11 protein-coding genes are annotated in these 12428 nt (G+C 39.5%); all 11 read right to left on the minus strand.

Features of this window, described 5'->3' with window-relative positions; translation table 11 throughout:
• Nucleotides 1-3: 3 nt before the first annotated feature.
• The gene (hslV, locus tag M5A78_RS01985) at nt 4-546 is read right to left on the minus strand and encodes an ATP-dependent protease subunit HslV (RefSeq protein ID WP_248733592.1); all 543 of its coding nucleotides are present in this window, start codon (nt 544-546) and stop codon (nt 4-6) included.
• A gap of 343 nt (nt 547-889) precedes the next feature.
• On the minus strand, nt 890-2197 hold the full coding sequence (trmFO, locus tag M5A78_RS01990; RefSeq protein WP_248733593.1) for an FADH(2)-oxidizing methylenetetrahydrofolate--tRNA-(uracil(54)-C(5))-methyltransferase TrmFO: 1308 nt from the start codon (nt 2195-2197) through the stop codon (nt 890-892).
• Nucleotides 2198-2371: 174 nt separating this feature from the next.
• Nucleotides 2372-4450: a type I DNA topoisomerase gene (gene topA, locus M5A78_RS01995; RefSeq protein WP_248733594.1), complete on the minus strand. Its 2079-nt coding sequence runs from the start codon at nt 4448-4450 to the stop codon at nt 2372-2374.
• A gap of 343 nt (nt 4451-4793) precedes the next feature.
• Complete coding sequence (dprA, locus tag M5A78_RS02000) at nt 4794-5681, minus strand: DNA-processing protein DprA (RefSeq protein WP_248733595.1); 888 nt, start codon at nt 5679-5681, stop codon at nt 4794-4796.
• 95 nt (nt 5682-5776) lie between these two features.
• Nucleotides 5777-6679, minus strand: a complete 903-nt coding sequence (gene sucD, locus M5A78_RS02005) for a succinate--CoA ligase subunit alpha (protein WP_248733596.1) — start codon at nt 6677-6679, stop codon at nt 5777-5779.
• 23 nt (nt 6680-6702) lie between these two features.
• Nucleotides 6703-7863, minus strand: a complete 1161-nt coding sequence (sucC, locus tag M5A78_RS02010) for an ADP-forming succinate--CoA ligase subunit beta (RefSeq protein WP_248733597.1) — start codon at nt 7861-7863, stop codon at nt 6703-6705.
• A 222-nt stretch (nt 7864-8085) separates the two neighbouring features.
• Nucleotides 8086-8859, minus strand: a complete 774-nt coding sequence (locus M5A78_RS02015; protein WP_248733598.1) for a ribonuclease HII — start codon at nt 8857-8859, stop codon at nt 8086-8088.
• An 86-nt stretch (nt 8860-8945) separates the two neighbouring features.
• On the minus strand, nt 8946-9851 hold the full coding sequence (sdaAA, locus tag M5A78_RS02020; RefSeq protein WP_248733599.1) for an L-serine ammonia-lyase, iron-sulfur-dependent, subunit alpha: 906 nt from the start codon (nt 9849-9851) through the stop codon (nt 8946-8948).
• A 30-nt stretch (nt 9852-9881) separates the two neighbouring features.
• Nucleotides 9882-10544, minus strand: coding sequence for an L-serine ammonia-lyase, iron-sulfur-dependent subunit beta (gene sdaAB / locus M5A78_RS02025; protein ID WP_248733600.1), 663 nt, complete (start codon nt 10542-10544; stop codon nt 9882-9884).
• A gap of 177 nt (nt 10545-10721) precedes the next feature.
• Nucleotides 10722-11588 carry a ribosome biogenesis GTPase YlqF gene (gene ylqF / locus M5A78_RS02030; protein WP_248733601.1) on the minus strand — a complete coding sequence of 289 codons (867 nt, stop codon included), beginning with the start codon at nt 11586-11588 and terminating at the stop codon, nt 10722-10724.
• Between the two features lie 71 nt (nt 11589-11659).
• Nucleotides 11660-12217, minus strand: coding sequence for a signal peptidase I (gene lepB, locus M5A78_RS02035; protein WP_248733602.1), 558 nt, complete (start codon nt 12215-12217; stop codon nt 11660-11662).
• Nucleotides 12218-12428: the final 211 nt, after the last annotated feature.

The raw sequence follows: 12428 nt of genomic DNA on the forward strand, positions 1-12428 counted from the left end.
CCGTTATAGCTCTTCAACAATAATGTTGTGGTTCGTATAAACACATATTTCCGCAGCTATTTCTAAAGAAGCTTTTGCAATTTCTTTCGCAGATAAGTGTTCCCCTGCATATTTCTTCAACGAACGCCCCGCAGCTAATGCGTAGCTTCCCCCTGAACCAATCGCGAGAATACCGTCATCAGGTTCGATTACTTCACCTGTTCCAGATATGAGTAGCAAATAGTCATGATTCATAACAATTAACATAGCCTCAAGTTTTCTGAGTACCTTATCACTTCTCCACTCTTTCGCAAGTTCAACTGCTGCTCTTTGAAGGTTACCGTTAAATTCCTCCAGTTTTCCTTCGAAAAGTTCAAAAAGAGTAAATGCATCAGCAACCGAACCAGCAAATCCAGCTATCACTTTTCCATTAAATATCTTTCTAACTTTTTTTGCTGTGTGCTTCATCACTACCGCATTGCCAAATGTTACTTGACCATCACCTGACATTGAGCACTCACCGTTATGATGGATGGCAAATATTGTTGTTGCATGAAATTGGCCCATTTAGATGATCCTCCTTTTGGAGTATTTTCCCTTTATAGCACGGATATGATATGTAACAAAATAAAAATATCCCGTACATAATATTATGAAAACTGTATTCATATATGCCCTTAGATGATTGGCAATATACTCTTTTCTTAAGTGTTTTTTCTCTAGTACAGCCATAAATAAAAAGAAATCTACTGATAGCATGTTGATTATGTTCAATTGTATATTTTGCGTAATTCCTTTTCATTTGTAAATACTCGATAAATAACTTTAATAAAAAATTCACATTTATCATAATATTCACCTACAAGGGCTACTAAATAGTATCATACTTCTATAACCCATGCAATAAACTTTACAAAACTTTCACAAAGTTCTGAATTGTTTCCAATGCTCGATTTGCATGCTGCAAATTTCTTTCCTGCTTTCCTTTAATTCTAACAGGTAATTCAGGAAACAGACCAAAATTCGCATTCATCGGCTGGAAATTATCAGGGCTTGCGGTTGTGATATAACGTGCCATACCTCCGATTGCTGTCTCAATTGGAAACTCCAATGCTTCCATCCCCTGAACTAACCGGGCTGCATTGATGCCAGCCATTAAACCACTGGCAGCCGATTCTACATATCCCTCAACACCGGTCATTTGACCAGCGAAAAATAAGTCCTCACGGTTCCGAAACTGGTAGGTGGCATTTAGAACCTTTGGTGAATTAATAAAGGTATTACGGTGCATCACTCCATATCGAATAATTTCCGCATTTTCAAGACCAGGTATTAACTGAATAACGTCTTTTTGCGCTCCCCATTTTAAATGTGTCTGAAAACCGACAATATTAAATAAGGTTCCAGCCGCATCATCTTGACGTAGCTGGACAACCGCATATGGCCTTTTCCCCGTTTTCGGGTCCTCTAGTCCAACTGGTTTTAACGGACCGAAAAGCATTGTTTTCTTTCCCCTTGCCGCCATGACTTCGATTGGCATACAGCCTTCGAAAAAGACTTCTTTTTCAAATTCTTTCAACGGAACTATTTCTGCAGTAATAAGTGCATCATAAAATCGATCAAACTCTTCCTCCGTCATCGGACAATTTAAATAGGCAGCCTCACCTTTATCATAGCGGGACTTCAAATATACTTTATCCATGTTGATGCTTTCTTTCTCTAGAATCGGTGCTGCTGCATCATAAAAATAAAGATAATCTTCACCCGTTAAGGTTTTAAGTTGTGCCGAGAGATCTGGGCTTGTGAGTGGGCCTGTAGCAATAATGGTTGGCCCTTCAGGGATACTAGTTACCTCCTCATTTACTACAGTAACATTTTCATGGTTTTTAACCATGGACGTTACTTTAGCGGCAAATTCATGACGATCGACTGCTAAGGCTCCGCCAGCAGGAACGGAACAAGCATCAGCTGCCGCGATAATCACAGAATCAAGCATTCTCATTTCTTCCTTTAACACTCCAACAGCATTTGTTAACGTATTAGCCCTGAGTGAATTACTACAAACTAATTCCGCAAATTTATCTGTATGGTGGGCAGGTGTTTGCTTTACCGGCCGCATTTCATATAGACGTACCTTAATCCCGCGTTTAGCAATCTGCCAGGCTGCTTCACTTCCTGCCAAGCCAGCACCGACAACGTTTATTGTTACTTCCTTCATTTATTTACCTCCTGAATATCTTCTTGAAACATGCGTTTATTTACATTTTGCATAAAAAAGCACTATAAATATACCTTTCCCTCTTTCAAGTCCATCTTGCATTGTACTATACGAATGAAAAACAAAAAAGTTTTTTATTTCACAAAATTAAAAAGAGTGGAGTTCACCACTCTTTTAACTCTGTTGCTCTTCTTTGTAATCACATGCCGTACATTGAACCTGGACACCTTTTTTTAATTTCTTTTCTACAAGCAGGCCTTCACATTTAGGGCAGAATCTCGGTAATGGTTTATCCCAAGAGATAAATTCACATGCCGGATATCTGGTGCATCCATAAAATAGCCTTTTTTTCTTACTCTTCCGCTCGATTATTTGTCCTTCCTTACATGTAGGACAGGTAACTCCGATTTCTTTCACAATTGGTTTTGTATTTCGGCAATCCGGGAAGTTGCTGCATGCCATGAATTTTCCGTATCTGCCCATTTTAAACACCATTGGGTTACCGCAGAGTTCACAATCTTCACCGGCAGGCTCATCTTTAATTTCTACTGACTCCATCTCTTTTTCAGCTATTTTTAAATGTGTTTCGAAATCTCGGTAAAATCCATCGATAATTTGAACCCAGCGAACTTTTCCGTCTTCGATATTATCCAATCCCTGTTCCATTTTTGCTGTAAACTCCACATCAAGTATGTCAGGGAAAAATTCAAGAATTAACTCATGGATAATTTCACCCAGCTCAGTAGGTACAAACCGTTTATTATCAAGTGCAACATACCCCCGCTTTTGAATGGTATCCAAAGTTGGGGCATAGGTGGAAGGGCGACCAATTCTAAGTTCTTCCAGTGTTTTTACAAGTCGTGCTTCTGTATATCTTGGCGGCGGCTGTGTGAAGTGCTGCTTAGGTTCAATATCCTTCTTGAACACTTCATCTCCTTCTTTAAGATCTGGAAGCATTTTATCCGGTCCATCTATCTGGTCATCTGATCCCTCAACATAAAGCTTCATAAAGCCTGGAAACTTAATTTTTGAACCTGTAGCACGGTACATAACTTTTCCATTTTGCAAATCTACACTCATCGTATCCATGATGGCCTGCGCCATTTGACTTGCAAGGAAACGCTCCCAAATGAGTTTGTATAAACGAAATTGATCCCGAGAAAGAAAAGCCTTTAAGCTGTTCGGATCTCTTAACGTACTGGTTGGGCGAATCGCTTCATGTGCATCCTGAGCGTTCGCTTGTTTTTTTTCTTTTCTTTGCTCTTCTTTTAAATAATTTTCACCATATTCTGCTTTTATATAATTCGCTGCCTCATTTTGAGCAACTTCAGAAATACGAGTGGAATCTGTTCTCATATAAGTAATGAGACCAACTGTTCCTTCTTTCCCCAGCTCAATTCCTTCATAAAGCTGCTGAGCGATCATCATTGTTTTTTTCGCACGGAAATTTAGCTTTCTAGCTGCTTCCTGCTGTAAGGAAGAAGTGATAAAAGGAGGCGCCGGGTTTCGTCTCCGTTCTTTTTTTGTTACCGAGATGACTTTGAACTTATTGTCATCCATTAGCTTTAGAATCGATTGAACGTCTTGCTCAGTCGTCAGCACTGTTTTTTCTTGACCAACAATAGAATGAAAAACGCCACTAAAATGATCTTTTCCTTTTAAAAATTCCCCATCAATCGTCCAATACTCTTCGGGGATAAATGCTTTAATCTCTTTTTCCCGATCAATGATTAAACGGACTGCAACGGATTGGACCCGCCCTGCACTTAACCCTTTTTTCACCTTTTTCCATAGTAGCGGGCTGATATTATAGCCGACAAGACGGTCTAGAATCCTTCTCGCCTGCTGCGCATCAACAAGATCCATATTAATCGGGCGAGGATGCTTAAACGATTCTTTTATCGCATCTTTCGTGATTTCATTAAAAACAACGCGGCAATCTGACGTAATATCAACATCTAGACTGTGCGCTAAATGCCAAGCAATTGCTTCACCTTCACGATCAGGGTCAGCTGCGAGATAAACTTTTTTAGCTTTTTTGGCGGCTGTTTTTAATTCCTTTAATACAGGTCCTTTACCACGAATCGTAATATATTTTGGTTCGAAGTTATCCTCAACGTTGACGCCCATTTGACTCCGCGGAAGGTCTCGCACATGCCCCATCGATGCTTTTACTTTATATTTATTCCCTAAATACCGTTCAATCGTTTTCGCTTTTGCTGGCGATTCGACGATTACAAGAAAATCTGCCATTTAAATCCTCCTTAAGAGGGAAAGTGTGAAAGCGTCCCGAATCCGGCAAAAGCCTGTTTCTAAGTTGCTTACCATTTGAGAAGTTTTCCTAAATCCTAGTTTCTACAACTTGGAGAAGAGAAAATACTTTACAAAACTGCCTATCCCAAAATTTCCAAAAATATATGTTATTTACAATATTATTTTTTCTTAATAGATATATTCTTTTTTTCGAACTTCTGTTGGAAAATGTATAACATATTAGAAATTATTGCAACCTTTTTTAGCTAATTTCTCCACTTAATCGAAAAAAACCTGCAAAAAAACCTGATTTATTCTAAAGATTCTTATTTAAACTAGATTTTTATCTAATTTCTTCTAAAATATCCTTAGCATTTGTTACAAGCTTTGCACCTTGTTGAATTAGTTCATTTGCACCAATGGAATAGGGATTAAATATGCTTCCCGGCAGCGAAAACACTTCACGCCCTTCGTTAACCGCATAATTGGCTGTAATGAGCGAACCGCTTTTTCGTTTTGCTTCTATAATAAAGGTCCCATTGGATAGACCACTTATGATTCGATTCCGTGCAGGAAAATGCCATCTAAGCGGCTTTGAATCAGGAGGATATTCGGATAAGATAAGTTGTGTTTGCATCATTTCTATTGCGAGCCCCATATTTTCTTTCGGGTAGATATGATATAAACCACCTGCAATAACAGCGATTGTTTTCCCGCCATTTTTCATCGCGTATTCATGTGCAAGCGTATCAATCCCATTGGCCAAACCACTGACAATGAGCACACCATTGTCAATTAATTCAGGAAAGATTAACCGAATCGCATTTCTTCCGTATTGTGTAGCCTGACGTGAGCCAACGACAGCGAGCTTTGGTTCTTTTTCAAGAAGAGATATATCACCCTTCGCAAATAATGCCCATGGTGGCTGGTAGATTTCTTTTAAGTACCTTGGGTATTCTTTATCCAAAATAGTAATGACGGTAATATCATTGGTTTCGTATTGACGGATTCGTTCGTGAATAATATCAGGATGAAGTGAGAGGATCGAAGAACTGGTAAAGGAGTTGTCGTGGCTAATTGGTGGAAATAAGGAAATCTGGTGGGGTGTTTGCGTTTGGAGCCTATATAAAGACTGCAGTGTCGGGTCCTTTTTTAACAGTTGAAAAACAGTATTCCATGAGATATTTGGGTAATGAAGCAAATGAATCAGTTTTTCTTTAAAGTCATCCATTTTTATTTCTCCTTTTTATTTTTTTATTATACGAGAAATAGCCCCTCAAATTATGAGGGACTATCTGTTCAGAATCTAGAAGTTCAATTTATTTATTAATGTGTTTTACACTTTTCGTATAGACCTTGCTCTTTTAATACTTCTATCAATGTTTCTCCCATTACAGATGGTGTATCCGCAACTTTAATACCACATTCGTTCATGACACGGATCTTTTCATCTGCTGTACCTTTTCCGCCGGAAATGATGGCACCAGCGTGTCCCATACGCTTCCCTGGAGGCGCTGTACGTCCGCCGATGAAGCCGACTACTGGTTTAGTCATATTTGCTTTCACCCATTCTGCAGCTTCTTCTTCAGCGGTACCGCCGATTTCACCAATCATAATGACCGCATATGTTTCAGGGTCTTCGTTAAATGCCATTAAAACATCGATGAAGTTTGTCCCGTTTACAGGGTCCCCACCAATACCAACTGCAGTTGTTTGACCAAGACCTGCTTGTGTTAGTTGATGGACCGCTTCATATGTTAATGTTCCAGACCGGGAAACAACGCCAACATGTCCTTTAGTATGAATATACCCAGGCATGATCCCAATCTTACATTCATCGGCAGTAATAACACCTGGACAGTTAGGACCAACTAGGCGAGTCTTCTTGCCTTCCATGTAACGTTTTACTTTTACCATATCCAATACTGGAATATGCTCTGTGATACAAATGGCAATATCTAATTCTGCATCTACAGCTTCGATAATCGCATCTGCTGCAAAGGGTGCAGGAACATAAATAACAGACGCGGTTGCACCTGTTGTTTCAACAGCATCTTTCACTGTGTTAAAAACAGGAACACCTTCTACTTCCATGCCGCCTTTACCTGGAGTCGTACCGCCAACAATTTGTGTACCATATTCTAGCATTTGTTTTGTATGAAAAAGGGCAGTTGAACCCGTAATCCCTTGGACAATAACCTTTGTATCTTTATTAATAAAAACGCTCACGTTAATTCCCCTTTCTTTCGATCCTATTTCACTAATGAAACGATTTTTTGTGCACCATCGGCCATGGATTCAGCAGCAATAATGTCTACGCTTGACTCTGCTAGGATTTTCTTACCTAAGTCAACATTTGTTCCTTCTAAGCGAACAACAAGTGGAACACTAAGTCCAACTTGCTTAGCTGCTTCTACAACACCCTCAGCAATGACATCACACTTCATGATTCCACCAAAGATATTGACAAAAATACCTTTTACATTTGGATCAGAAAGGATAATTTTAAATGCTTCTGTTACCTTTTCAGCTGTCGCACCGCCCCCAACATCAAGGAAGTTAGCGGGATCGCCACCGTAATGTTTAATGATATCCATCGTTGACATAGCAAGTCCGGCACCATTCACCATACAGCCGATATTTCCATCTAATGCAACATAACTTAAATCATATTTAGATGCTTCGATTTCCTTAGCATCTTCTTCTTCAAGATCACGATACGCTAATACGTCTTTTTGACGATATAATGCATTAGAGTCGAAGTTTAATTTTGCATCAAGTGCCATAACCTTACCATCTCCCGTAACAACGAGTGGGTTAATTTCAGCAATTGAGCAATCCTTTTCGATATAAGCATTATATAAGCCCATCATAAACTTAACAGCTTGATTAACAAGCTCTTTTGGAATGTTGATATTGAAGGCAATACGGCGTGCTTGGAATGGCTGCAAGCCAATTGCTGGATCAATTTCTTCTTTGAAAATTTTCTCTGGAGTTTTTGCAGCTACTTCTTCAATTTCAGTACCGCCTTCTTCAGAAGCCATCAGGACAACCCGAGAAGTGGCACGATCTAACACCAAGCCAACATAATATTCTTTTTTAATGTCGCAGCCTTCTTCAATTAGGAGGCGCTTTACTTCTTTACCTTCAGGGCCTGTTTGGTGTGTGACCAATGTTTTCCCTAAGATTTCGTTAGCATATGTACGAACCTCTTCAAGGTTTTTTGCAACTTTAACACCACCGGCTTTCCCCCGTCCGCCTGCATGGATTTGTGCTTTTACTACACAAACCTGTGTACCTAATTCTTTCGCTGCTTCCACTGCCTCTTCAACCGTGAATGCGACTGTTCCGTTTGGAACCGCTACCCCGTATTTTCTGAGGATCTCTTTCCCTTGATACTCATGGATATTCATTTCCCATCCTCCTAACAAACTCTTCAAAAAATTGACTCCGTTTTCATTTTATATAATGACACATACCTTGTCCACCAATAAGCAAAAAATTATATTCATCTTTAAAAAATTCTGACTAATAAACCCTTATTTTCAGCATTACAATAGGATTTTTCTATTCTTTTTATTTTTTACTATAATAAAAAACTGACCGAATCGTAAATCTCGTCTAGTCTAAAAAAATTATTGGTTGAAATAATCTTTGACGGGCGCGAAGCTTTTCCGATGATAGGGTGTAATTCCGTGTTGTTCGATAGCTTGTAGATGCTCCTTTGTACCGTAGCCCATATTTTGCTGAAAACCATAGCCAGGAAACGTTAGCGATATCTCCTTCATCAGCCTATCTCTAGCTACCTTTGCGACTATCGAAGCTGCAGCAATCGAAATACTTTTTGCATCCCCTTTAATAATCGATTCTGATGGATATGGGGTTTCAAGTTTCATCGCATCAATCAGTAAAAAATCCGGCTTTATATTTAACGAAACTATTGCAGACTTCATTGCCTTTTTTGTTGCTTCATAAATATTAACGACATCAATTTCCTTGGCATCAACCATCGAAATACTCACAGCGAGCGCTTCCTGTCTAATGAGTTCATCATACTCCTGCCGTTTTTTTTCGGAAAGCTTTTTGGAATCATCGATACCGGCTAAGAAAAAATCCTTCGGTAAAATGACAGCCGCCGCAACAACCGGACCTGCAAGCGGACCTCTCCCCACTTCGTCGACACCAGCAATCAATTCAAATCCTTGAGTACGCCATTTATTTTCATATGCGCTCATTTCAAGGAATTTTTCTTCTAACCGACGTTCCTCCGCCATTTTCTTACGCCATTTGTGTATCAATTGTTGAACACCCTTACGTTCATCTTGAAGAATATTTAACAAATACGGATCATTCTCTGCTTTAATTTTTTCTAATTGTCTATTAATTTCTGTGATTGTTTGCATCTTCATTTTTTTCACCCGCTGTTATATATAAATTCTTATATTACAAGAAAAGCACACAAAATTCGTGTGCTTCTCCATCATTGAAAATTCCTTTAGGAAATAACTAGGTCTTTGAGTTTAACAGTGTTACCACTGCCGAAAATTTCCTGTTCTAATCTTCTACCTGTAGGAGTCGCAGCAAGTCCACCCTCAGCGGTTTCCCTTAACGTTGACGGCATCGATTGACCTATTAAGAACATAGCGTGAATGACCTCATCACATGGGATTCTGCTTGTTACTCCGGCAAGTGCCATATCCGCTGCAGTGATGGCATTGGATGCGCCCATTGCATTCCGTTTCACACAAGGAACTTCAACTAATCCCGCTACAGGATCACATACTAGTCCAAGCATATTCTTTAACGTTATGGCCATCGCCTCTGCAGCCTGCTTTGGTGAGCCGCCAGCCAATTCAACAATGGAAGCTGCCGCCATCCCGCTAGCAGAGCCTACTTCTGCTTGACAACCTCCTGCTGCACCAGAAATGGAAGCGTTATTAGCGACCACAAAACCAAAAGCTGCTGCTGTAAACAAAAATTCAATCATTTCCTCGCGGGTCGGATTCAATTTTTCTTTGACCGCAAATAATGTTCCTGGAACAACACCTGCTGAACCTGCAGTTGGAGTTGCACAAATCACTCCCATTGCGGCATTCACTTCGTTGGTGGCCACTGCTTTACTAACCGCATCTAATAATATGGTTCCGCCAAGTGCTTTACCACTTTTAATATAGTTTTGGAGCAGCACAGCGTCTCCACCAGTTAGGCCTGTATGTGAATGAACACCATTAAGACCTCTTTCGACAGCTTGTTCCATAATCATTAAATTCATATCCATTTTCGCGATTACTTCTTCTCTAGAAAGACCAGATACTTCTATTTCTTGACGGATCATGATCTCCGCAATTTTTACTTGATTGCCCTCTGCAAGTTCAATCAGCTCCGCAACATTCCGAAACATGATTTTACCTCCTGATCTCTGTCAATTTTTCTATTCAACCATGCGAATGATTTGCGTTACATTTGCAAGATTTTTCAATTCCTCGATTACCATATCCTCGATTTTCTGGTCGACTTCAATGACCATTAAGGCCATTTCCCCTTTTTCCAACCTTGAAACCTCCATATGGCCAATGTTAATTTCACATCTTGATAAGATACTTGTCACCGCGGAAATAATTCCAAATCGATCTTGATGAATAACCAAGACAGCAGGATGTTCGCCAGATAATTTTAACGGAAAAGAGTTTAATTCCGTAATTTCAATGGTACCTCCACCAATGGAAATCCCAACCATTTCTAGTTTATCTTGTCCATCAAATAAATTAATTTTAACAGTATTTGGATGATTCGTTATTGCTTCTTCTGTACGAAAAATCACCTCAATACCCTTTTCCTGTGCAATTTCCAAAGATTTTGGCATTCGTTCATCAAAGGTATCAAAATCTAACAGGCCTGCAATAATGGCAAAATCTGTTCCATGTCCTTTATATGTTTTGGCAAATGACCCGTATAGTGAAATAATTGCTTTCTTTGGAAGTTTTCCGAACAAGGTCCTTGCAACCCTACCAATACGAGCTGCACCCGCTGTATGAGAGCTTGACGGCCCAATCATAACGGGACCGATAATATCAAAAGCCGATCGATATTTCATTTAGAACGCTCCTTTAAATCTTGTGAGTCATCTTCCGTTACCAAACAAGAACTTTCTTTTCAATTCATTTTACGAGAAATACTACGAAGTAACTAGAGATAAATCCTGGTAAAAGAGAGTGGACTGACATGACAACAAATAAGCTCTCCCATTAGGAGAGCTCGATTCATTCAGACACTATTCTTTTTCAATCATGAAATCAGCTGGTCGCTCAAATGTAAGTCGGCCAAATTTTTCCGACCTAATTTCTCTTATCACCAATTCCGAAACTTTATCATAATCGACGATACCACCAGCCATTAAACACCCACGAAGTACTCCTATATGATCAAACATTTCTACCACATTTTCAGGTAGTCCCTCAAGGTTATATCGTTCCTTTAAACGATCAGGATAGGCACGTTCCAAAAATCTTAGCGAGTAAACGGTTAGGTCTTGGAGATTTAATAATGTATCCTTAATCGCGCCGGTAATGGCCAGTTTCATCCCAACCTCTTGATCCTCAAATTTCGGCCATAGAATCCCTGGGGTATCCAATAATTCCATTTCCTTGCCAACCTTTATCCATTGTTGTGATTTTGTAACCCCTGGGGTATTACCAGTCTTTGCAATGTTTTTTTTGGCAAGACGATTAATAAGCGTTGATTTTCCAGCGTTCGGAATACCAACAATCATAGCACGAATCGCTCTTGGCTTCACACCTTTTGCCCTTACGCGATCAAATTTCTCTTTGAGAATTTCATTTGAGGCTTGGACAATATTTTTCATTCCTTCTCCAGCATGAGAATTAATCGCAAGGGCTTTTATCCCCTTGACTGCAAAGTAGGCAATCCACTCACGAGTCACGACTTTGTCAGCCATATCTGCTTTATTGAGTAGGACTAACCTTGGTTTATGCTGAATAATTTCATCAATCATTGGATTTCTTGAGGAATACGGTATACGGCAATCGACCAATTCAAAAATAATATCAACCAGTTTTAATTTTTCCGTGACCTCTCTACGAGCCTTGGCCATATGGCCAGGAAACCATTGGATCGTCAAAGCTGCCACCTCCTATAAAAGCGTAAGCGCCTTGACCTCGAGGGGCTAGGCGCTGAGCTGGATAGTAAACTCTATTTCACTGTAACAATATGTGCATCCTTAATCGGCCAGTAAACCATATTTGTTTTGCCGATTACTTTACTCATCGGGACTGTCCCGATATGCCTTGAGTCCTTACTGAAGCGCCGGTTATCACCCATGACAAACAACTCCCCTTTTGGAACTGTTTTCCGACCTATTTTTTCTTCCAAGGTAAATGGTTCCGTTAATGGTCCATCCTCAGCTTTTTTCTTATATTCATCCAAATAGGGCTCTTTATATGCTTTTCCATTCACATATAAGATATCATCTTTATACTCGATAGTGTCGCCTGGAAGTCCAATCACACGTTTTATGTAATCCTTTTTCTCAGGGGCATGAAAGACAATGATATCAAATCGCTTCGGTGTGCCAATATCATAGCTGAATTTATTGACAATCATTCGATCTTGGTCTTTCAATGTCGGCATCATAGATAAGCCATCCACTACAATTGGAGCAAAAAGAAAGTACCGAATAACTGCTGCTAGGGCTACCGCAATCACCAGGGCCTTCGTCCATTCCCATAGTTCATTTTTCTTTTTTGTCATACAATCCCCACCAATCACTAATAAAAAAATGTTTTATAAAGACTATTTTACATAACTTAAACATATTTAACACGATGGGATAATGTTTTTTAATAAAACTTTAATAATTTGTTTAAAAAACAGCAACAATTTATTCAAGCCCATATCATTATTCTTTCAATCGTTTGAGAAGATATGTATAAAAAAAGAGCCTGCTCCTAAAGCAAGCTCT

Source organism: Neobacillus rhizosphaerae, from assembly GCF_937468385.1.
Lineage (GTDB): Bacteria > Bacillota > Bacilli > Bacillales > Cytobacillaceae > Neobacillus > Neobacillus rhizosphaerae.